The organism is Flavobacterium pedocola, assembly GCF_053764385.1.
Genome location: NZ_JBSNCR010000004.1, coordinates 319,607 through 342,759, shown reverse-complemented (window position 1 = coordinate 342,759; position 23,153 = coordinate 319,607). Strand labels below are relative to the sequence as shown.

The following is a 23,153-nucleotide window of genomic DNA, read 5'->3' as shown; positions in this document are numbered from 1 at the left end:
AAAAAGTTTAATGCAAAACTTAAACGATGGGCGGGTGAAAAATCAGCTTGGACTTTTCGTAAAAATAGAAGTTGGAATAAGCCGATGTATTTTGACCGGCTGCATTTGGAACACTGAAAGTAAAGTTCTGATAATGGTCTTTCTCCAGAAACAAAACCTCAAATTCGTGATGGGATGCTTTTTTATCGGAGGAAACCGGAGTTTCTTTTTCGGACGCTTTTGCCAATTCTTTCATCAAATGACACTTTCCGTTACATTTCATTTCGGGCTTGGCCTTGTTCTCACAGAGTTCCTTAACAATGTAATCGTAATTCAAAACGTATTCCAGCACCGGAAGTATCGGTTTCAGAATAAATAAAAATACGACGATTACAATGGCTTTTTTCACGCCGTAAAAGTACTGCTCAAAAATTTAAAAACATTCTTTTTGAATATTTATCCGTGAAAAAACATGCTCTTCAACAGCAAAAAGCTAATTTTGACAAATCTAACACCTATAATGGTTTCAACTCCTGTAAAATGACGAACAGCATTGTATTTACTTCTTTTTTCAACACGGTACAATCCAGTATTGATGAGGGCACTTTCGCCAAATTAACTTTTACCAAAACCATTGGAAAACCGGAATTAGTTAATATTTACGTGCGAACTGTTATTGCAGACGATACGCTGAAACTTGCCGTAACGTTTAAAATTTACGAAGAAGGGCTAAAGGAAGTTGAGAAAATCATTACGTTAGAGGAGATGGAAGCGGAATTAACGCCTTATATCAACAATCCGTTTATGTGGGTTTTATTGTTTACAACGGAAGCCGATATTACGATGAAACTGAACAAAAAACGCATCGCAAACATTAGCGAACAACCGCCGACGTTTAAAAATCCTGATATAGCTTTAACTGAATTTAGAAATAAATAAAAAAGGACGTAATTACATTACGTCCTTTTTCAGTACTGATTATAGTGTATCCGGAAAAATCTTGCCCGGATTTAAGATGTTGTTCGGATCGAAAACCTTTTTGATATTCTTCATCAGATGCAACTGACTGTTGCTAAAGGCAATATCCATAAAATTCTTCTGTACATACCCAATCCCGTGCTCACCGGACAATGTTCCTTTTAAAGAAACGGTCAGTTCAAAGATTTCGCGGATGCCTTTCGGGACTTCGGTTTTCCAGTTATCGTCGGTCATATCGGCTTTGATGATGTTTACGTGCAAGTTTCCGTCGCCCGCATGCCCGTAACACACCGATTTGAAGCCGTATTTATCACCAATGGTTTTGATGCCTTTCAGCAAAGTCGGTAATTCGTAACGCGGCACTACCGTATCTTCTTCTTTGTAAACCGAATTGGATTTCACCGCTTCCGCAACGCCACGTCGCATGCGCCACAAAGCATTTTTCTGATCTTCGGTATCCGCAAAAAGGATTTCATCGATTTCGAACTGTTCGACTACGCCCATGATTTTTTCAGCTTCTAACATCAGAACATCGGGGTAATTACCGTCTACTTCGATTAGTAAGTGCGCCTGGATATTGTCTTTAATTTCAACATTCACACCGTCGATGTATTTGATGGCCCAGTCGATGGCATCACGCTCCATGAATTCCAAAGCACTTGGCACTACACCTGCCCTGAAAATCGCCGAAACGGCTTCACACGCCTGCTCCGCTTTATAAAACGGCACGAGCATTAAGACATTGTGTGCGTTTTTCGGAAGCAGTTTCAAAACGATTTTAGTGATGATCCCTAATGTTCCTTCACTGCCTACCATTAACTGTGTTAAGTTATAACCGGTTGAGTTTTTTAATGTATTCGCTCCTGTCCAGATGATTTCCCCGTTAGGCAAAACCACTTCCAAATTCAGGACATAATCTTTGGTTACACCGTATTTTACCGCTCTGGCGCCTCCGGCATTTTCAGCTACATTTCCACCGATGAAACAACTGCCGCGGCTGCTCGGATCTACCGGATAGAACAAGCCTTTTTCCAATAGGGTTTCCTGTAAAACCTGCGTGATAACAGCCGGTTCGGTTACGACCTGCAAATTTCTGTCATCGATCTCAAGGATTTTGTTCAAACGGTCGGTGGACAAACCGATGCCCTGATGAATACTCAAAGCCCCACCACTTAAACCGGTTCGTCCGCCGATGGGCACAACAGGTATTTTATATTCGTTAGCCAGTTTTACAATTTCCGAAATTTCCTGAGCGGAAGCCGGCTTTACCACTACTGATGGCGGAAAAACATAATCTTCGGTTTCATCGTGACCGTAGTGGTTACGGGTTTCTTCATCGGTAAAGACAAATGAGGACCCTAGGATTACTTCAAGTTTTTGTACTATTTCAGGTGTGAATTGCATGACTGATTATTTTAAACAAATTTAGTAAACTAAAATGGGATGGTTAAATCTATTCCCAATAAAGATGTTGTTTTGTTAGGCTGAACTAAGTACAGGAGTTATACTGCAAGATTTATCAGTAGAACCAAAACTCAGCTTGGTTGTATATCCGGTCTAATATGATATATATACGCTATATATACGCTATATATACGCTATATATACGCTATAACTACACTATAACTATTCCGATAGCGCGGATTTGCAATCCGTGCTTACAATCAACTTCAAAACAAATCTAACAAAACAACCTTCAAATCATTAGTTAATCCATGCTATTGAGTGTAGTTTGTTGCTTCTCTTTGTGGGCACGGATTGCAAATCCGCGCTATCGGGTGTAACCATGGAGTAACCATGAGGTAAGCATGGAGTATGTATGAAGTATACATGGAGTATGTTTTGCTTACTTTTAACCAACCGGAATCTTTTCTTTTGATTTTCGTCAGAGCTTAATTGTGTAGGTAATTCTTTATGAGTATGTTTGGAATGGTGTTGAAAAAATGGAATTTATCATACACTTATTACTAAAGCTATTTAACAGTCAACTATTTCAAAATGCACGAAACCTTATTGAATACCTTTGAGCAGCTTGTCGTATTGAATGATGATGAAAAACAATTGATCACACAAATCTTCAAACCGCTTGAGATAAAAAAAGGTGACTATTTCACCGAGGCTGACAAGCCAAATAAACGCGTGGGTTTCCTGACCAAAGGACTTGTGTATTATTATGTGCTTAAAAATGACAATGAGGCGATTACGGACTTTACTGCAGAAGGGGAATTCGTGTCCGAATATCATACTTTCATAAGCAAATCTAAAGCCATCCATTCCATAAAAGCCATTGAGGATTGTACGTTTTTAGTACTTGATTTCGATAGTATTCAAAGACTTTACAATGAAATAAAAGAAGGCAATAAATTCGGCAGGATGGTACTGGAACACCGCTTTGGAATTGTAATAAACCAGTTGCTTTCTTTATACATGCATACGCCTGAAGAACGCTACAGGCATTTTCAAAAAAACTATTCCGACTTAACCCAAAGAGTCCCACAATACTTAATCGCGGCCTACATCGGTGTAAAACCACAGTCGTTGAGCAGAATCAGAAAAAGAATCGCGTCCGGGCATTAATTAACCCAGGTGAATCATTTTAGTATCGGCAAATTCTAACTTGCCCCCAATTAGTAGTAACCGAATAAACCGATATTAAAATGAAAACAACCATGGAAAAGAAAGTTAACTTTCTAATGACTTATGCTATTGCCGGCACTTTAACACTCTCCTTTTTAATACTGAACAGTTTTACCACAAAAGACCGTATTGAAAATTTTGATGAAATCACCGTAAAAAAAATAACCGTTACCGGAGAAGATAATTTACCCCGAATGGTGTTGAGCAATGAAACCCGTCAGCACCCCGGAAGAATGAACGGAAAAGAAATGGAAAAAAGAGAAAGGCCTTCCGGAATTATCTTTTTCAACAACCAGGGGGATGAATGTGGCGGACTGATCCATCAGGCCAAATTTAAAGACGGAAAAACAATTTCGGGAATGTCCTTTACCATGGACAATTATAAAGACGATCAGGTCGTACAACTTTTAAACGATGAGTATTATGCCGATGGAAAAGCATTTATTCAAAGAGGCTTGAAGATTAACGAATATCCCCTAGGATCCGATCTTGAAGAACGCAACAAACAGATTGCTGCGATCAATAAGATTCCGGATGAGAAAGAAAGAAATCAGAAATTAAATGAATTATGGCGTAAACAAGGGGCTGTCAACAGGGTTTTCATTGGACGTACAAAAGGAAACAGCTCCGGGCTTTTCTTAGCAGGGCCTGACGGTAAACCCAAAATGATGATCTATGTGGATGATAAAGGGGAACCAAAAATTCAGACTTATAATGATAAAGGGGAAATAAAGGACTTTATTGTTCCTAATTAAGACAAGCCCCTAGCCCCGATGGGAGCGGCATCCTTTATACCTGACAGGTTTTAAAAACCTGTCAGGTATAAAGATATAGCGGACAGCGGGTTTCCGCTTCAAATAAATTTCAAAACAAAATACCAGAAAATCAGGGTAAGGAAGGAAATCGGGATGCCGAAACCAATCATCATGTTGGCGAGTTTGGGCTTTAAACCGTAACTGGAAGCCACGATCGCACCGGTAATCATGGGCGCCATGGCAGATTCCAAAAGAGAAACCTGTACTTCGAGGCCTTGTCCTTTCAGTAAGATGACATACAAAAGATAGAAAAAAGCAGGCATAACAAAAAGTTTGAAAAACAATCCCAATGTTAAGAATTTCCAATGTCTGCTTTTACTGTCGAATTCAAGCTGCATCCCTACCGAAACCAAAGCAATGGGCGTAACCGTACTGCCCAAACGCTGAAAAACGGATTGGAGCATTTCGGGAAAATCCAGTTGAAGCACATTCAGAAAACAAGCGATTGAAAAAGCTATGAACGGTGGAAAAAGGGCAATTTTCTTGAAGATTTCCACAGAACTCGTTGTGCCTCTTGAATAGGTCGTAGCTACCAAAACCGCCAACGTAGACACCACCACAAACGAACCGGGCTGATCGACAATTACAGCTGTTTCCAAGCCTTGTTTGCCGTAAACTGCTTCTATAATCGGGAAACCCACGAAAGAAGTATTCCCTAATCCGGCTACAATGATCAAACAGCCGGTCAGTTTTTTGGACCAGCCGAATAGTTTTGAGAAAGCCGTAAAAAACAAATAGGAAAGCGCAAAACCCAGCCAGGCTACTCCTAAAGGAAATAACAATTTGGAACTGATTTCAAGTTTTGGAATATAATACAACGCCACGGCCGGAAGTGAAATGTAAATCACAAACTGGTTGAGTGTTTTATAACTCAAAGGCGGAAAGGCTGCATTTCTTTTAAGCAGAAAGCCCAAAAGCATGCAGACGAAAATGAGTAAAATATTGTCCATAACAAAGCTTAACAAGCAAAGGTATTACTAATTTGAAATGTATTTACTACTTTTACCAAAAGCTTTGTTTTGGACTCTTCACACAAAAAATCGGCCTTAAAGGAAAATGACGGTATCGAACAACCGGACAGCATTAGTGCTGCTTCCGTAGAACAAATCCAGAAATTCCGAAGAGCCCAACCTACTGCCGAAGAACTCATTACCAACATCTTAAAAGGTGACAAAACCGCTTTAAGCCGTGGCATCACTTTAGTGGAAAGCACCAGCGAAAAGCATCTGGAAAAAGCCAACGAAATCATCAAGGGCTGTTTGCCGCATGCCAACAAATCACTGCGAATTGGAATTACCGGGGTTCCCGGGGTTGGAAAATCGACTTTTATTGAGGCTTTCGGGAAATACCTGACTTCTATCGGAAAGAAAGTAGCGGTTTTGGCCGTTGATCCGAGTAGTTCGATTTCGCACGGCAGTATTCTAGGCGATAAAACCCGAATGGAAGAACTCGTTCGTGATGAAAAGGCTTATATCCGACCAAGTGCTTCCGGGGAAAGTTTAGGCGGTGTGGCCCGAAAAACAAGAGAAACCATCATTTTATGTGAAGCCTGTGGCTTTGATACTATTCTGATTGAAACCGTGGGTGTCGGACAAAGTGAAACTGCCGTTCACAGTATGGTCGATTTCTTTTTACTGCTGAATCTGGCCGGTGCCGGTGATGAATTACAAGGTATCAAACGCGGCATCATGGAAATGGCGGATTTAATCGTAATCAACAAAGCCGATGGCGACAACGTAAAACGCGCCCGATTAGCCAAAACCGAATACAACCGCGCTTTGCATTTGTTCCCTATGAAAAACTCAGGCTGGTCACCGAAAGTAACCACTTGCAGCGCACTTCACAACGAAGGTATTACAGACGTTTGGGAAACGATTATCGAATATTTCGACTTAACCAAAGCGAATCATTTCTTCGAACAAAAACGTAAGGAACAAAACCAATACTGGCTGATTGAAACCATCAACGAGCAGTTAAAACAGAATTTCTACAACCATCCTGAAATCCAGAAACTACTGGAGGAAAACAAAAAAGCGGTGCAAAACAATGAAATCTCACCGTTTGCCGCCGCTCAGCTGCTTTTGAATCTTTATAAGAGTTAACAGTCACAGTCGCAGTTTTCAGTTTGCTTCTATGCACCCGAATTTATATGGATTATTAATCATGAAATTGATTAGTTTTCCAACTTCAACATTATTATCGTAAAGGATGTTAAATTTTTCTTTATTGATGTAATTACATTTTAATGCAAATTCCAGCCAAACGTTGGTTTCTGAATTTTCAGCATCACTATCTGTTAATTTACTGATGAAGTGATTCACATATCTTCTTTTGCGATAGGCTTCGGCAATATTTGCAGACACACTCCGTGAAGAACGTCTTATCTGATCCGTTAGCGAATACCTTTCCTCTTTGGGAAACATTTTGGAAACTTCATAAATTTCCATAGCAAGTAAAAATGACTTCTGAAAAGCCAATAATTCTCTAAAATCCATAAAACTGTGTGGCGTATAAAAACTGTAAACTGTAAACTGTAAACTAAAAACTAAGACTGCGACTGAAAACTGCGACTGAAAACTGCAAACTGACTAATCCTCGTAACGTTCCATTTCACGATCGTAAAACTCGCCCGCCAAGGTAATCAGATGTTCCATTTCGGATTCCATTTCCTGTTCGTCTTCTTCATCGATATCTTCTAAGAACTCGACTGAGTCGTCTTTCAGATTGATTAAAAAACGTGGAAATTCTAAGTGAATGATGAAAATATCGTCCGGAAAATCGGTGTTGTCTGCTAATACGAATTTTGGTAATTCCATGTCTGTGGATTTGATTATTTGTGGGTTTGGTTATTTGTTTATTCGTTGAGCAAAGTAACAAATAAACGAATTACCAAATAAACTTTTAAAAAACTATTTGTCTGATATTATTACAGGAGCACTGCCTTTACCCATAAAAATCACTTTGGAATTGTTGGATAAGGCGATTTCCTTTTGCGCTTTAATTTGCTCGTATTGAAGCTGTCTGTCAGTTAAACCAGTTGAAATAATACGCTGATAATCCGCAATACCCTGGGCTTCTACTCTTTTACGTTCGGCTTCCTGTTTCTCTTTTTGCAAAACAAACTGCATTTTTTGGGCTTCCTGTTCCGCATTGATTTTGGATTCAATGGTTGTTTTAACAGATGCCGGAAGATTGATGTTTCGAATCAACAACTGTTCAAGTATCAGTCCTCTTTTCTTAAAATCTTCCTCAATACTTTTGTAAATACGCTGCTGAAATTCGTTACGTTTGGTCGAATACAGTGCCACTGCATCATAATAAACAGCGTTGTCCCGAATACGGGTTCGGGTTACCGGACGAACGACCTTATCCGAAAAATTCACCCCGATCTGTTTGAAAATCCTTGGTGCATCTTCCGGAGAAACACGGTATAAAACGGTAAGGTCAATTACCACTTCCAATCCGTCATTGGAAAGTACGCGAATGGCGTCATCCCCTTCTTTCGAACCTTCATCATGAATGGCAGACATGGTGTAGTTTTGTGTCTGAATATCAAAAGCAGTAATATCCAGCAAAGGATTTACCACATGCAAACCGCTTTCCAAAATATCGGGCTGTACTTTACCGTAAAGCGACTTCACACCAACCTCTCCGGCGTTGATCTGTTTAAAAACCGACGAAAGCAAGCCTAAGAGTACCACAACAAACCCGATATTTCTCAAAATATCAGAAAGTTTACCGTATTGGGGCTGGCTTCTTTTCAGGGCAAAGCCGGCAATAACGAGTATAACACCGAGTATAAGTAACAGTATCATTTTTTAAATTTTAAATTGTACTGTTATTATACGTAAATACGTATTAATAGTTACAGATTTCAGTAACGAAAAAAAAAGGAAAAGTGTTTTAGGATCCCGCTTCATTTTCTTCCACCAATTTATTGGTAAGATGATTGAAACGCAGGTAGAGAAATAAAGCCGCAGCGGTCAATCCGGATAATAATCCGATCCAGATTCCTATAGCTCCTAAATTGGTGTGCAATCCTAAATAAATGGAAATCGGAAAACCGATCAGCCAATAGGCTACAAAGGTGATGTACATTGGTATCTTAACATCCTGAAGCCCACGCAAGGCACCCAAAACCACTACCTGCATACCATCTGAAATCTGAAAAATCGCTGCAATTATAATCAAATGCGCTGCAATGGAAACTACTTCGCTACTGGAAGCCAGATTCGAAACGTTTTCAGCACTCATGAACAATTCTGGTAAATACTGATGGAACACCACAAAAATCAAAGCAAAAACCGATTGGATGATAATGGCTAAAAGGAATATGGAACGCGCCACGGTTTGCAGCATCTTAAAATCCTGAGCCCCTTTGTAATTCCCTACACGCACCATGCCTGCCACGCCCAATCCGGAAACGATCATAAAGGTAAATGTCGCCAGACTCAACGCTACCTGGTTAGCAGCCTGCGCAGTGGTTCCCAGTCGTCCGGAAAGCCATACGGCACCAGTAAACAAAGCCACTTCAAAGAACATCTGCATGGAAGATGGTAATCCTAAATTGACTATCTTTTTCACTATATCCTTTTGCAGTTCTTTAAACGAAAACCCGTCAAAATAGATTTTAAAGCGCTCTTTATGTTTTAGGGAATAATGAATGTATACCAACATAACTATACGTGATATCACGGTTCCGTAAGCTGCTCCCAGCATCCCTAACTTCGGAAAGAACCACAATCCGTAAATAAGGACCACGTTCAGGAAAAAGTGGATCACGTTGCAAAGCAGGTTCGCCCACATCGCCACTTTGGTTTCCGATTTTCCGTCAGCAAACTGTTTGTAGCCCTGGAAAATAATCAGTGGAATAAGGGAAAAAGCCACGATGTCCAAAAACGGCTTGGCCATTTCCACCACCTCGTCCGGCTGCCCCATATAAACGATCAATGACTTAGATAAAAGGATGATCAAAAACATGCTGATACCCAAAACCGTACACAAAATCAATCCGTGATGAAAAAGGGTTCGCTCTTTTTCTACATTTTTTTCGCCGTCTGCCTCTGCCACTAAAGGGGTAATGGCCGTTGAAAAACCTATCCCGATAGACATGGCTATAAAAACAAAACTATTCGCCAACGAAGCTGCAGCGAGTTCGGTAGCACCCAGTTTTCCCACCATGATGTTATCTACAATACTCACCAACGTATGCCCCAGCATTCCCAAAATAATCGGGTATGCCAGTTTCAGGTTTGCGGAGAATTCTTTTGTATAGGTAGACCAACTCATCTTCTAAATTTTGGACAAAGGTAAGAACTAGATTTTCGGTATTGCGCAGAATATTGAAAATTTAGCCGAAAGCAACCCACATTCCAACATTTTGAAAGTCAATAATTTACATTTATTTATTAAGAAACGTTAAGACATTTTAACAGAAGTTTATCTTTTTACACAAAACAAAACCCCGGAAAGGCTGTTTTTAAGAGGAACCTACACCTATAAAGCATTTACAAATGAGAACAGTAAAAAAACTTTTAGCCCTGACCTTAACAACCGCTGCAATGGCATTTTCAACCCATTCCAACGCTCAGGAAACCAAACCAAAACCGGAATACCTACACCATTGGCGCTTAGGCTTCGGGCTTAACGGCGGAATCCCGATGAACAATTCCTATAATTTCAGTTTAGGTGCTGACGGCCGCCTGCAATATGATTTCACCACCAAAACTTCTTTGGCGGTTACAACCGGGTATACCCATTTGTTCAGTACTGGTGATGATGCCGGATTCATTCCTGCCAAATTGGGATTCAAAGCCTTTTTAGGGGATCAGATTTATGTTTTGGGGGAAGCCGGCGGTGCTTTCGGAATCACTAAAGAATTGGGCAATTCCTTCCTGTTGGCGCCGGGAATCGGTGTGGCCACTAAGCATATCGATATCAGTTTGCGTTACGAAAATTACAGCGGTTACGATACCGGTCAAATCTCCATGCGATTGGCTTACGGATTTAAAATATAAAAAATAAAAGCCTTCTTAACCGAAGGCTTTTAAAACATTTATTGCTGTTGGCGCTTTACAAATTCGTTTCTGAGGAAATCAAGGAGTGCAAACAACATTATAACCTGCGGAATAAGCTGTACTACCGTTCTGTATTCAAAAGATACTAAATGAAGAATCCTTACTAATTTACAGGGCACGGCAGTAAGTGCCCATGCGAGTTTCAGATAATCCAATCTGATTTTCTGCTGTTTATCCATAAAACTCTTCACATACAACAACAAAAGGCTACACATCCCAAAAATCAACAGTGAACTTGAGTAAGGCCAATGCATTAGTTTAAAAAGGGATCCCAGCCCTATAAAAAGAAACAGAACTTTGGCATAACTGAAGTATTTGGTTGTGATGAAATTCCCATAATACAAAAGTATCAGCAAACCAATGAGTTCGATCACGCTCAAAATCTGATACATTAAAATTTCTACACTCATCGTTATTGCTCCAGTTGCTTTTTATATTCAATAAAATTAATTTTCACCTTTTCATCCAGTTCCGGTTCTTTGATATCGGTATACTGCTGCATTTCTTCCCAGATGATTTTCGCCACCATGTAGCGCGCCATTTCCTTGTCATCAGCAGGAATTACATACCAGGGCGCATGCGTTTTTGACGTTTTGTTGATCGCTTCTTCGTAATATTTCATATAATCGTCCCAACGTTCACGTTCCTTTAAATCACCGGGCGAAAATTTCCAATGATGTTCTTCCTCTTCCAAACGACGCAATAAACGTTTACGCTGTTCTTCCTTGCTCATGTGGAAATAGAATTTCAGGACGATCGTTCCGTTTTGCGTGATGTGCTTCTCAAAATTATTGATCTGCTCGAAACGGTTTTCCCAAAATTCCGGTTTAATATCTTCTACTTTTTCAATGCCCGGTAAATTTTCATTCAGAATATATTCCGGATGCACACGGGTAACCAATACATTTTCATAATGCGTACGGTTAAAAACCGCAAACTTACCCTTTTCAGGCAATGCCAAATAATGGCGCCATAAGTAATCGTGCTCCAATTCGGTGGAATTCGGCGTTTTAAAACTGTGCACCACTACCCCACGCGGATTGAATTCCTTAAAAACCTCCCGAATCAGGCTGTCTTTACCCGAAGTATCCATACCCTGAAGGCATATCAGCACGCCATAGCGGTTGTGCGCATACATAACATCCTGTAATTCACTGAGTTTCTCCTGAACTTTATCAAGTTTTTCCTCCTTATCCTCATCATCCAGCTGTGTCTGCAGTTCAGTTGGAAAATTATTCAGCGTAAAAGGTTTGGTAATTTTAAAATCGTCGGGATTAAATACTGCCATAATTTTTCGGTTTATATTCGTAAATATAAGTAATTTTAGAAGCTCGTTCCCGCTATCCGCTATTTTTATACCTGACAGGTTTTAAAAACCTGTCAGGTATAAAAACTGGCGAAGCAACGGGGCTAAACCAGAAAAACACCATTATGCACAAATTCACCTTGGAAATTATCTTTCAAATCATCGGCATAGGATCGGCATCCGGCCTTATCTATAAAAACAATCAGGTATTGGTTGTGGGCGACAACAGCACATACCTGTACGAATACAACATCGACACCAAAACACTTGAGCGCCAAGCCCTAACGGAAAACCCATCGGAAAACATCGCCAAAAAAGAAAAACTTGACTTTGAAGCCCTAACCGAATATGAAGGCAAAATCTATGTTTTCGGTTCCGGATCGACGGAAAAACGCAACAAAATGGTGGAACTGGACGCTAAAACAAAAGCAGTCGCCTCCACTACCGATTTAAGCGATTTGTATTTATCCATGCAATCTTTCGCCGAATTACCGGAAAGCGATCTGAATATTGAAGGCGTGGCACGAAATGAAAACGAATGGTTTTTCTTCAATCGCGGTAATGGTGCTAAGGGCAAAAACATCGTCTTTACGGTACAGGGCAAAAACCTTACGGAAGAATTCAACATCATCACCAACGAATACAAACTCCCTAAAATAAAAGGAATCCGAACCAGTTTTACCGATGCGGTTTTACTTGGCAAGACACTTTACTTTCTCGCTACTGCCGAAAACACTGATTCCACGTATAACGACGGTGAAGTTTTGGGAAGTATCATCGGAAGCATCGACACCGAAACCATGAAAATCAACTTTACCAAAAAAATTACCGATACACATAAATTTGAAGGATTAGCCCTTTTCAAAGAAACGGACAAAGACCTGACATTCCTGCTTTGCGAAGACAATGACACTGAGGAATTGAAGGCAACACTTTTTCAGTTAACGCTGAAAAAATAATTTTTTTTTAAAAAAATCCACATCCTATTCCAACCTTTTTCCTTTTTCAGTCCTCTTTACTTATAAAGACCTTATTGTGATTGACGAAAAAATACTAACTGCCTGTAAAAAAATGCATCGAGATGCCCAGCGTCAGGTGTATGAAATGATGGCACCCAAATTATACCGCACCTGCAAACGGTATCTGAAAAAGGAGGAAGAAATAGAAGAAGTATTGGCCGATGCTTTTTATACCATCTTCACCAAAATAGACCAGTTGAAAGAATCAGGTGCCTTTGATGCATGGGCAAGAAAAATTACCGTAAACCATTGTCTTTATCAACTAAAGCGCAATGTAAACTTTAATTTGTATCTCGAAGACACAAAACTCATGCAGCAACCGGAAACTGCAGCGCAAACCCAATTGGAAGAAGAAGATCTCTTAAACCTGGTACAGCAGTTACCGGAGGGTTGTCAGACAATTTTCAATCTGTTTGTGATTGAAGGATATGGCCACAAAGAAATTGCAGAAATGCTGAACATTTCCGAAGGAACCTCCAAATCACAACTGAATGTGGCTAAAACTAAACTAAAGGAATTAGTCAATCGTCTTTATTACCAACAAGCTCGCTAATCATGGAACAGGATAAATTATATAACCAAATAAAAAAGGCTGCCGAAAATGCAGAACACCAGAGTTTTCCGGGAATGGAAAAGGTTTGGAACCGCGTGGAAGACAAACTCGACCATAAAATCCTTAAAAAAGAAAACAATCTGTTAAAAAAAGTTGCGGTTGGCGCATCGGTTTTATCAGTAACAACGTTAGGTTTCCTTTTATGGAATAAAAACAACAACGAACCGGTGAAGCAGCAGAATATCGTGATTACAGACACCATTCAGCATCGGCAGGAACCACTAAAAGAAGACAGTGTTGCCGTTGCCATCATCGATCAAAGTAAAGCCGTTATTGCAGACGAACCAGTGGCAAAGGAGAAGATCACAGATAGCAAACCAACACTTCCAAGAGAAGCTGTTTCCGGAATAGAAGCCAATCAGGCGCCGATTGTGACCCAAAAACCTATGATCAAAAATGAGCTGGTACCGATAAAAAACCATGCCGAACCGGTTCAGGCAACTGTGAAAGCTAAACAAAGTACGGGGGCCACTCCAAGAAGAAACGAATCATTCGACAATCTGTCTGTTGAAAACACCAGCGGAAAATCCACTCAGCAAAAAGAAAACCCTTTGTTTGTGGTTAACGGGAAACCAATAAAAGCTAAGGATTACGAGAAATACAATACACTTTCCAACACCGATGACGAAGAAGTGGAATCGGTCGAATACCTTGACAACCCTTTGTATATCATAAATGGCAGTTATTATACCGAGCAACAGTTATTTGGCCCCAACCCAACAAGCCCATACACGCCGCTTGACAAACAGGAAATTGAAACAATCTCGGTGTTAAAGGGAGAAAAAGCAATTGCTATTTACGGTAAAAAAGGAGAAAATGGTGTCGTCATCATAACTACAAAAAACGGAAAACCGGCCAACCATTCCGAAAAGAAAAAATAGCATACCCTCGTTTAACTTAAAAATTCAGTATCATGGAAAAAATTAAAACATTTTCATTAGGCATTGCTATGCTTATAAGTTTCCTGACATTCGGACAGGAAAAAACAATCACAGGCACCGTAACCGAAGGCGGCATGCCACTTCCGGGTGTTTCTGTTGTCGTAAAGGCTACCAACAGAGGCACACAAACTGACCTCAACGGTAAGTACAGTATTAAAGCTAAAAGCGGTGAAATACTGGTGTTTGCTTTTATAGGAATGAAAGGCCAATCCATTACTGTTGGTTCATCGAGCACTATCAACGTAACCATGGTTGCAGAAGTTAGCTTACTGGAAAATGTAGTGGTTTCATCTGTTGGATTAAAAGCTTCGTCAAATCAAGCAGTAAAAGCTAAAGGACTGACCCAATCCGGAAACACTCAAGTAGTTCAGTCTTTGGCCGGTAAAGTTTCCGGTTTGCAAATCAACACAGCAAATGCAGGCGTTAACAGTTCACCTCAAATTGTTATACGTGGCAACCTCTCGGTTTCAAGTAACAATCAGGCTTTGATTGTTGTCAACAATCATATTGTATCTTCAGAAACGCTTCAAAAACTAAAACCAGAATATGTCGAATCTGTCAATGCACTGAAAGGGACTCAAGGCGCGGCCATATATGGTGAACGAGGGGCAAACGGTGTTATTGTGGTAAACACATCTCAAAACTTATCCAGAAAAGATAAGAAAGAATTGAAAAAACTGCTCAAAGCCGATAAAAAAAACAAGAATACCGTTTCTTCTGTTGAAGAACCAAACGAAGAAGACTATGATTCATTTGAAGAAAACCCCTTCACCAACCCCACAGTTGAGGCGCTGTCAACGTTTTCAATCGATGTTGATAATGCGGCTTACACTAATATCCGACGTTTCATCAACAATGGTCAGAAAGTACCTAAAGACGCAGTAAGGGTTGAAGAGATGATCAACTTTTTCAAATACAATTATCCACAACCGGAGAGCAACCATCCGTTTTCCATCAATACCGAATACAGTACATGTCCCTGGAACGTAAAACATCAATTATTAAAAATCGGATTACAGGGTAAAAATATCCCGACAGATGCTTTGCCGGCTTCCAACTTTGTATTCCTGATTGACGTTTCCGGCTCCATGAGTAGTGACAACAGATTGCCTTTGTTAAAGCAGTCCCTTAAAGTATTGGTAAGCCAGTTACGAAAAGAAGACAAAGTAGCAATGGTGGTTTATGCCGGAGCTGCAGGATTGGTTTTACCTGCAACAAGCGGATCAGAAAAACAAACCATTATTGACGCCTTAGACAAATTACAGGCCGGTGGAAGTACTGCCGGTGGAGCGGGAATTAATCTGGCTTATAAAATCGCGGAAGAAAATTTCATCAAAGGGGGAAACAATCGTGTAATTTTAGCTACAGACGGTGATTTTAACGTAGGGGCTTCCTCAGACAATGACATGGAAAACCTGATTGTGGAAAAAAGAAAAACCGGTGTATTTTTAACCTGTTTAGGATACGGAATGGGCAATTACAAAGACAGTAAAATGGAAATCCTTGCCAATAAAGGTAACGGGAATTATGCCTATATCGATAACATTCAGGAAGCCAACCGTTTTTTAGGCAAAGAATTCAAAGGAAGTCTGTTCGCCATTGCCAAAGACGTGAAAATTCAGATCGAATTCAACCCTAAACATGTTCAGAATTACCGTCTTATAGGCTATGAAAACCGTAAACTACGCGCCGAAGATTTTACAGACGACACCATTGATGCCGGGGAATTAGGAAGTGGTCATACCGTAACCGCACTTTATGAAATTATTCCAACCGGTGTGAAAAGCGAGTTTAACAAAGAAGTTACCGAATTAAAATACAGTAAAGTAACTACTGATTCCGACAAATATGCTGATGAATTAGCCACTGTTAAATTCCGATATAAAAAACCGGATGGAGATAAAAGCACGGAAATAGTCCAAACCATTGAAAACAAAGTCAATGAAATAACAGCTGCTTCTTCCGATTTCAGATTTAGCGCATCCGTTGCCTGGTTTGGTTTAAAATTGAGAGATTCAAAACTGATCAACAACAAAAAGGCTGACGACATCAAAAAATTGGCGCAACAAGGAATCGCAAATGATTCAGAAGGTTACAGAGCCGAATTCATTCGATTGGTGGAAGCCGTTAATTAGTTAGATTGATTGGTTAAGATGAAAAACCCGATAAGATTGTTTATCGGGTTTTTCTATTTTTTATTGTTTATTGTTTTAGATTTTCGCTACTCCTTAACCAGTTTCAGCCACTTTATCTTATTATCGCAATTCAGTTTTACAAAATAGATGCCTGTTGCACAATTAAGATTGGTCTTTATTTTCTCCTGATTGGAATAGTTTTCTTTTTTGACCACTTTCCCATAGATATCGTAAATTTCCATGGCAATATTCTTGTATATATTCTTTAGGTCAACATTAAAATCTCCCGAAGTCGGGTTAGGATACAAATATAAAGATGAATTAGCAAGACTGTTATCTTCCGTACTTAATGTAGCATCATACATCAATACACCGCAACTCTCTTTAAATTTAACCACAACCCCGTCTCTTCCTACTAAGGCCGGCATTACATAGCCAAATTCACGATACCCTTCTGCACGGTACCAATTTCTTGAAAGATAAAAATTACCGTTTTGATCTTTAATAAAATGCCTTTCGCCTGTTGAATTTTGTAAAGATGAATTATCGTAGTCTGAGTTGAGAAACACTCTTTTTAAATTTCCGTCAAAATCATAAACCTTTACCGCAAAATTATATCTGTTCATGGTTAAGGTATAATTACTGTTAAGTCCTCCTTCAAATTCAGCAGAAGAAATCGGATTGGAATTACCGGAAGTTATACCGCCATACACAAATAATTCGTCCGCATCTTTTGTCAACTCTCCTCCTCCTCCGATGGCATTGTAGGCAGTACTCCTTATCCATTCACAAATCCCGTTAGTATTCACTTTCGCAAGGTAATATGATCCTTTTGTAGTTTCCGTTACAGTTCCATCAGCATTATCAAAAACATGTGTATAACCAACTGATTCCGGTCTACAAGCATTATGCCCAGTAATATAAACATTCCCATTATCATCAACAACACCATCCCCCAGGCCTATATCGTCAAAAACCCGTACAAGAGTCCCAACATTTCTGCTTCGCATTGCCCATAAACAAGTACCGTCACTGCTATATTTTGCTATGCCGACTTTTGATCTTAAGTTACCGTCTTGTTGAAGTGATCGGGTATTGCTATTTGTATTTGCGGAATAAAAATCAACTTTAGTTTCAAATGAAGAAGACACATACATATTATTTGAATCATCAAATCCAATTACCGATGTCATAAAACCGTTCACCTGATCGGTAATGATCCTCGAGTTCCACAAAACACTACCTGAAGGATTTATTTTTATCATTCCAAACACATCATATTGATCATAACTTCCGTTATAAGGATAATTAAAATCAAGATCCTGTACAAAAGTGCCATTAAAATAAATTGGCACAGTGGGGTAATATGGATATTTTACGTTAACAACCAGATTGTTTGTCTTATCAATGGATAATTTATAAAACTGCAGAGAGGTGGTTTGAAACCTCCAAATCAATTCTCCTTTGCTGTTCAGTTTAACAATAAAGCTTCCTAAAGTGGCAAATCCTGATGTTGGTACAGTTATATCAATAACTCTTCCGGCATTATCACAAAAAACCCCGCTTGGAGTTCTTCCCGAAATATAAATATTCCCTTCCAAATCCTCTACACAGGAAGTAAACGCAGCTCCATTGGCAGTACTAATGTTTTGGTTAACCGTATACACCATCCATTTTAAAACACCATACTGATCGTGTTTTGTCAAGTATGCCCCTTGCTTATTAGACAATGTATAGGTTATTCCATGTTCAGAATCAAAAGTCGTATTGGTGTAGGCCCCACAGGTAAGTAACCCTCCATCGCTCACCGTATTTATTTGAGAGATATTATTAACATTTGAACTTTCATCATTAACCGCATCAACACCATTGTTTATCAACAACATACAATCAGCAGAACTAGTAACCGGAGTAATAATATTAGGCCCATTCTCGGTGATTACATCATGGCAACCGTTATTGGACCAGGCATCTAAATTAACCGTTACCTGACCAGCAGCTGTATACGTATTTTGCGGGTTGGGTAAATTTGAGTTTTGCGTTCCTGAGGCAGAGTTGAACTGCCATGCAAAATTCTGAGCCTCTGCGGATTGATTATAATAACTGATCGGTTCATTCACATACGCGTTGATATTTCCCGAATGAAAATCCGCTTTGGTTTTTTCAACGGTAATTAAAAAGTCTGCGTCAAATCGTCTACTGCAATTAGCTAATGTGTTTACGGCGTCAATATAAAAATTAGCAGTCGCATCGATAACAACAGAATTCAATACAACGGTTCCATTATTTCCAACCGGGCTCTCCCCATAACTTGAAAAAGGCTGACCCACTTTTCGCAATACATATTTTACGTTAGGCTCGGAATTTTCAATGGAAACCTGAAAAGATTCCGCCTTACACAAAATAACATCATTTATAGCTATGGGTTTATTAATGGTTGGCACCGGTACAATGTCGATGTATTTGGAAACTATTGTTGTTTCATTAAAACTATTTGTAACCTCTAAACGGATTAAATACCTGCCTATGCTGTTAAAAACTTTATTAAACCCGGTTAGACTGGTGCTTTCCTGTTGGTTGTCTACAAACCATCGTGCGGAATTACCCGAACCTGTTACGGCCGTAAACTGAACCGTACCATTTACACATGTTCCGGTTGCATTGATACTTGCATACGGTTTTGTAGCCCCACCACCATTTGTGGTTTTAACTACAAGGCCGTTATCACCGCAGGCATACATAGTCGTTCCGCTGCTTTGCCACCAGAATTCATTATATTTCAGGCTTCCGGAACTCAATTGAAATTCATAAGAACCCAACTGAAAACCAGATCCGCCACCCACATATTTATAAATACCATGATCTGTACCTACATACGAAGTACTGTTATCCAAAACAATGGAATTGGCATCTAACGGAGCTACAAAATTAATAGTTGAAACCGGCGTGATACTGTTGGAAAAATTCAGATAATTAACCCTATTGCCACCTGCTGTGTATATTGAATTCCCTAAAGTGGAAATATCTTCATTGGTAATTAAACTGCTGTCTGTCGAAGAAATATCGTAAAATAAATTTCCGGACATACCGCATTTCCATATTTTATCCAGTGACCCAAAACTAATATTCCCGAAACTCACATAAGAGACCGCCACCAAATCACTAGTTGTAATAGGCGTCATTTCCGTAAGAGTATTGTACTGAAACTTTATTGCTTTACCATTATTCCCTACCGCTACAAAATTTGTTGCATAATCCTCACAGTCAATTTTATTTAGTTTTGTATTAGCCGCTCCCTGATAAATCAGCTCATAGGTCATGGCCGGGATGTTGATCCTAAACAGTACTGCTTTATTGTCGGTTAGGTTTTGACCGCAAGCATATACCAAACCTGTGTTAGTGGCATTTGTTTTAGCAGCATAACAATGGGTAAATCTGGTATTCTCAAAAATTGCAGACGACAGATTACTGTAATCATGCAATTCAGTCCAACTTGAACTACCAGAACCTCCATTTGTAGTATAATACAATCCGTTTTCTCCGGAAACTATTCCGTTTTGCTGAAAAAAAACAACCCCATTTAAGTTGTCGTTTATACCTGTATTAAGGCTTTCCCATTGTGCATTGGCCTTACAGTAAATTAAGGAAACGATGAATAACAATACTTTTAACCGCATAATTGATTTTTTACAGCGTATAATTATTTAAAAAACTACTTTTCAATCTCTTTCAGATTCTCCATTTTCTTGTGAGCAAGGAAACCTTTGATGTCTTCAAAATGTTCTTTCACACGTTTGTGTCCGAATTCGAATACTTTTTCCGCCAGCCCGTCTAAGAAATCACGGTCGTGGGAAACCAAAATTAATGTTCCGTCAAAGTCCCTTAAAGCATCTTTGATGATGTCTTTGGTCTTCATGTCCAGGTGATTGGTAGGCTCATCGAGAATCAGAACGTTTACTGGTTCCAATAAAAGTTTAATCATTGCCAAACGTGTTTTTTCCCCACCGGAAAGCACTTTTACTTTCTTTTGAATATCATCGCCTTTAAACATGAACGCGCCTAACAAATCTTTGATTTTGGTACGCACATCGCCTACCGCAATCTGATCAATTGTATCAAAAACCGACAAATCACCATCCAATAACGACGCCTGATTTTGAGCAAAATAACCTATCTGAGCATTATGCCCAATATCTAATTTTCCGCCGTTGAAATCGATTTCTTTCATGATGGCTTTGATCATGGTCGATTTTCCTTCCCCGTTTTTACCTACGAAGGCCACTTTCTGACCGCGTTCAATTACAAGGTTGGCATCTTTAAACACCACATGATCGCCGTACGATTTCGACAAATCTTCCACCACCACAGGATATTGCCCCGAACGTGGCGAAGGCGGGAATTTCAGTTTTAATGCTGATGTATCTAATTCGTCCACCTCAACAAGCACTAATTTTTCAAGCATACGCACACGGGATTGCACCTGTTCCGTTTTAGAGAAAGTTCCTCTGAAACGTTCAATAAAGGCTTGATTATCGGCAATGAATTTCTGCTGCTCGTCGTAAGCTTTCTGTTGGTGGATTCTTCGGTCCTGACGTAAAACCAAATAGTCGGAATATTTCGCTTTATAATCGTAAATACGCCCCATCGTTACTTCGATGGTACGGTTGGTGATGTTATCGACAAACGCACGGTCGTGGGAAATTACCATTACCGCTTTCGCCTGATTGATCAAAAATTCCTCCAGCCATTGGATACTTTCCATATCCAGGTGGTTGGTCGGCTCATCCAAAAGAATAAGATCCGGTTTCTTTAAAAGGATTTTTGCCAGTTCGATACGCATTCTCCAACCTCCGGAAAACTCCGAAGTGGAACGGCTGAAATCTTCTCTTTCAAATCCTAAACCTTTCAGTACTTTTTCAACCTCAGCTTCATAATTTACTTCTTCAATCGAATAATATTTCTCACTCAATTCCGATACGCGCTCAATCAGTTTCATGTAATCATCGCTTTCGTAATCGGTACGAATGGTCAATTGCTCGTTGATCTCGTCGATTTCTTTCTTCATGTTCAGCACATCTGCGAAAGCTTTTGAAGTTTCCTCCATTACCGTACAATCGTCAGAATGCAATAAATGCTGAGGTAAATACGCAATAACCGCATCACTCGGTGCTGAAATTCCTCCGCGTGTCGGTTTGTTTTCACCGGCCACAATTTTCAGAAGGGTTGATTTTCCCGCACCGTTTTTCCCCATAAGGGCGATTTTATCATTCTCATTGATGGCAAAAGTCACCTCGCTAAATAAAGTGGTCCCGCCAAATTCTACTGCGATATCGTTTACTGTAATCATATTTATTGTTCTGAAGTTCGATTTTGAAGGTGCAAAGATAACTGATTTTAAGCATGTACTTCTTCCAAATTTGAAAATGATTTTAGTAAATTTGATAGACTAAACACCAGTGGTCATGAAAAAAGCAAAATTTACGGTTTCAATTGATGCCACAAGAGAAAAAGTCTGGCAAACCTTATGGAACGACGACACCTACAGAAAGTGGACCGCCGTTTTCAGTGAAGGTTCCCGTGCAGAATCCGACTGGAAAGAAGGCAGTAAAGTGCATTTCCTAAACGAAAACAACGACGGCATGTACAGCCTGATCGACAAACGCGTCGAGAATGAAATCATGAATTTCAAACACCTCGGCAACATTAAAAAAGGCGTGGAATTACCTCAAGACGAAACCACCGAAAACTGGTCCGGTTCCATGGAAAATTATTTGCTTACCGAAGGCGATCACAATACGCTGTTAACCGTAGAAATGGATATCCTGGAAGACTATTTGGAGTATTTCAATGAGAAGTTCCCGTTAGCGCTTTATACCGTAAAAGAATTATCGGAAAGTTAAACTTCCGGTACTTAAAATCGTAAAACGATAACCATAAAAAAAGCTCCGGAATCCGGAGCTTTTTTATTTTGTATAACTGTTAGTTTTCTTCATCATCCATTTCGAAAAACAGCGGTTCGATCATGATTCTATCGGCCATGATTTCCACTTTTTCGGTGATTGCCGAACAAAAGAAAAGACGTTGTGTTTTAGCAATACTGTCTGATACTCTTATTATTCTGGGCTCCAGACGGTTTCTGAAAATCTCATCGGCGTCATCCACTACAAACATTTTCAACTGATTGACATCGTAGCCTGCTGTGGCAAACATATCATTTAATCGAATCGGTGTTCCGACAAGCACATCGATTCCCACTGAAATCTGGTTTTTATCGTAATCCAGATCGCTTTTGTCATGGACACCGTAAATGCGCAGATCGGTATATTTCCCTAAAACGGAAAACATCTCCAGCATTTCAAGCATTTTTTCTTTGTCTTCCACAATAATTAAAGCACGTGGCGAAATCAGGTACGCCTTTTCCAAACGCTGAATCACGTTCATTACAATCGTGGTTGTTTTTCCGCTTCCGCCAACAGACTGGATAACGGCATCAGCACCACTTTTAATGGTGGAAAAAGTTTCCTGCTGCATCGCATTGGCTTCGATCAACTCATTCTCAATAAGAGCTTGCTGCAGGTTGGTGTTTATTTTTTTTAAATTCATACTTTAGTGAATAGTAATTAATAATCAGTAATTGGTAAAAAAGCGACTAA

22 protein-coding genes are annotated in these 23,153 nt (G+C 39.6%); 10 read left to right on the top strand and 12 right to left on the bottom strand.

Translation table 11 applies throughout. The features are described 5' to 3' along the window. Nucleotides 1-19: 19 nt before the first annotated feature. The gene (locus ACWPKD_RS11500; RefSeq protein ID WP_455412823.1) at nt 20-388 is read right to left on the bottom strand and encodes a hypothetical protein; all 369 of its coding nucleotides are present in this window, start codon (nt 386-388) and stop codon (nt 20-22) included. Nucleotides 389-441: 53 nt separating this feature from the next. Between ACWPKD_RS11500 and ACWPKD_RS11495 the strand changes: the two genes are divergently transcribed. After that, on the top strand, nt 442-918 hold the full coding sequence (locus ACWPKD_RS11495) for a hypothetical protein (protein WP_455412822.1): 477 nt from the start codon (nt 442-444) through the stop codon (nt 916-918). Nucleotides 919-957: 39 nt separating this feature from the next. Here the strand turns inward: ACWPKD_RS11495 and ACWPKD_RS11490 are convergent, their stop codons facing one another. Beyond that, nucleotides 958-2,361, bottom strand: coding sequence for an FAD-binding oxidoreductase (locus ACWPKD_RS11490; RefSeq protein WP_455412821.1), 1,404 nt, complete (start codon nt 2,359-2,361; stop codon nt 958-960). 594 nt (nt 2,362-2,955) lie between these two features. On the opposite strand from ACWPKD_RS11490, the gene ACWPKD_RS11485 reads away from it, so the two are divergent. Both ACWPKD_RS11485 and ACWPKD_RS11480 read left to right on the top strand, forming a co-directional pair. Continuing rightward, nucleotides 2,956-3,534: a Crp/Fnr family transcriptional regulator gene (locus ACWPKD_RS11485; RefSeq protein ID WP_455412820.1), complete on the top strand. Its 579-nt coding sequence runs from the start codon at nt 2,956-2,958 to the stop codon at nt 3,532-3,534. 80 nt (nt 3,535-3,614) lie between these two features. Continuing rightward, complete coding sequence (locus tag ACWPKD_RS11480) at nt 3,615-4,349, top strand: hypothetical protein (RefSeq protein ID WP_455412819.1); 735 nt, start codon at nt 3,615-3,617, stop codon at nt 4,347-4,349. A gap of 98 nt (nt 4,350-4,447) precedes the next feature. Here the strand turns inward: ACWPKD_RS11480 and ACWPKD_RS11475 are convergent, their stop codons facing one another. Further along, nucleotides 4,448-5,359: an AEC family transporter gene (locus tag ACWPKD_RS11475; RefSeq protein WP_455412818.1), complete on the bottom strand. Its 912-nt coding sequence runs from the start codon at nt 5,357-5,359 to the stop codon at nt 4,448-4,450. 69 nt (nt 5,360-5,428) lie between these two features. Between ACWPKD_RS11475 and meaB the strand changes: the two genes are divergently transcribed. Then, nucleotides 5,429-6,511: a methylmalonyl Co-A mutase-associated GTPase MeaB gene (gene meaB, locus ACWPKD_RS11470; protein ID WP_455412817.1), complete on the top strand. Its 1,083-nt coding sequence runs from the start codon at nt 5,429-5,431 to the stop codon at nt 6,509-6,511. A gap of 18 nt (nt 6,512-6,529) precedes the next feature. Here meaB and ACWPKD_RS11465 read toward each other — a convergent pair whose 3' ends face one another. The 4 genes from ACWPKD_RS11465 to ACWPKD_RS11450 all read right to left on the bottom strand — a co-directional run bounded on the left by ACWPKD_RS11465 (nt 6,530) and on the right by ACWPKD_RS11450 (nt 9,698). Further along, on the bottom strand, nt 6,530-6,904 hold the full coding sequence (locus tag ACWPKD_RS11465; RefSeq protein ID WP_455412816.1) for a four helix bundle protein: 375 nt from the start codon (nt 6,902-6,904) through the stop codon (nt 6,530-6,532). Nucleotides 6,905-6,997: 93 nt separating this feature from the next. Next, entirely contained in the window at nt 6,998-7,225 is a 228-nt protein-coding gene (locus ACWPKD_RS11460) for a hypothetical protein (protein ID WP_237789854.1), read from the bottom strand. Nucleotides 7,226-7,318: 93 nt separating this feature from the next. Beyond that, nucleotides 7,319-8,224 (bottom strand): prohibitin family protein, encoded by a 906-nt coding sequence (locus ACWPKD_RS11455; protein WP_455412815.1) that lies wholly within the window; start codon nt 8,222-8,224, stop codon nt 7,319-7,321. A gap of 88 nt (nt 8,225-8,312) precedes the next feature. Continuing rightward, nucleotides 8,313-9,698 (bottom strand): MATE family efflux transporter, encoded by a 1,386-nt coding sequence (locus ACWPKD_RS11450; RefSeq protein ID WP_455412814.1) that lies wholly within the window; start codon nt 9,696-9,698, stop codon nt 8,313-8,315. 224 nt (nt 9,699-9,922) lie between these two features. Here ACWPKD_RS11450 and ACWPKD_RS11445 point away from each other — a divergent pair, with 224 nt between their 5' ends. Further along, complete coding sequence (locus ACWPKD_RS11445; RefSeq protein WP_455412813.1) at nt 9,923-10,426, top strand: hypothetical protein; 504 nt, start codon at nt 9,923-9,925, stop codon at nt 10,424-10,426. A 38-nt stretch (nt 10,427-10,464) separates the two neighbouring features. Here ACWPKD_RS11445 and ACWPKD_RS11440 read toward each other — a convergent pair whose 3' ends face one another. Together ACWPKD_RS11440 and ACWPKD_RS11435 are read right to left on the bottom strand one after the other, a co-directional pair. After that, nucleotides 10,465-10,896, bottom strand: a complete 432-nt coding sequence (locus tag ACWPKD_RS11440) for a GldL-related protein (RefSeq protein ID WP_455412812.1) — start codon at nt 10,894-10,896, stop codon at nt 10,465-10,467. 2 nt (nt 10,897-10,898) lie between these two features. Then, complete coding sequence (locus tag ACWPKD_RS11435; RefSeq protein ID WP_455412811.1) at nt 10,899-11,774, bottom strand: PPK2 family polyphosphate kinase; 876 nt, start codon at nt 11,772-11,774, stop codon at nt 10,899-10,901. Between the two features lie 143 nt (nt 11,775-11,917). Here ACWPKD_RS11435 and ACWPKD_RS11430 point away from each other — a divergent pair, with 143 nt between their 5' ends. From ACWPKD_RS11430 to ACWPKD_RS11415, 4 genes are all read left to right on the top strand, one after another. Continuing rightward, complete coding sequence (locus ACWPKD_RS11430) at nt 11,918-12,751, top strand: DUF6929 family protein (protein ID WP_455412810.1); 834 nt, start codon at nt 11,918-11,920, stop codon at nt 12,749-12,751. Between the two features lie 112 nt (nt 12,752-12,863). Then, a complete protein-coding gene (locus tag ACWPKD_RS11425) occupies nt 12,864-13,364 on the top strand; it encodes an RNA polymerase sigma factor (RefSeq protein WP_455412809.1) in 501 nt (166 codons plus the stop codon). A 2-nt stretch (nt 13,365-13,366) separates the two neighbouring features. Further along, complete coding sequence (locus tag ACWPKD_RS11420) at nt 13,367-14,305, top strand: hypothetical protein (protein ID WP_455412808.1); 939 nt, start codon at nt 13,367-13,369, stop codon at nt 14,303-14,305. 32 nt (nt 14,306-14,337) lie between these two features. After that, entirely contained in the window at nt 14,338-16,500 is a 2,163-nt protein-coding gene (locus tag ACWPKD_RS11415; RefSeq protein WP_455412807.1) for a YfbK domain-containing protein, read from the top strand. Between the two features lie 86 nt (nt 16,501-16,586). Here ACWPKD_RS11415 and ACWPKD_RS11410 read toward each other — a convergent pair whose 3' ends face one another. Further along, the gene (locus ACWPKD_RS11410) at nt 16,587-20,177 is read right to left on the bottom strand and encodes a T9SS type A sorting domain-containing protein (RefSeq protein WP_455412806.1); all 3,591 of its coding nucleotides are present in this window, start codon (nt 20,175-20,177) and stop codon (nt 16,587-16,589) included. 35 nt (nt 20,178-20,212) lie between these two features. Then, nucleotides 20,213-21,847: an ABC-F family ATP-binding cassette domain-containing protein gene (locus ACWPKD_RS11405; protein ID WP_455412805.1), complete on the bottom strand. Its 1,635-nt coding sequence runs from the start codon at nt 21,845-21,847 to the stop codon at nt 20,213-20,215. A 115-nt stretch (nt 21,848-21,962) separates the two neighbouring features. On the opposite strand from ACWPKD_RS11405, the gene ACWPKD_RS11400 reads away from it, so the two are divergent. After that, entirely contained in the window at nt 21,963-22,400 is a 438-nt protein-coding gene (locus ACWPKD_RS11400; RefSeq protein WP_455412804.1) for an SRPBCC domain-containing protein, read from the top strand. Nucleotides 22,401-22,479: 79 nt separating this feature from the next. Here the strand turns inward: ACWPKD_RS11400 and ACWPKD_RS11395 are convergent, their stop codons facing one another. After that, nucleotides 22,480-23,103: a DEAD/DEAH box helicase gene (locus ACWPKD_RS11395; RefSeq protein WP_455412803.1), complete on the bottom strand. Its 624-nt coding sequence runs from the start codon at nt 23,101-23,103 to the stop codon at nt 22,480-22,482. Nucleotides 23,104-23,153: the final 50 nt, after the last annotated feature.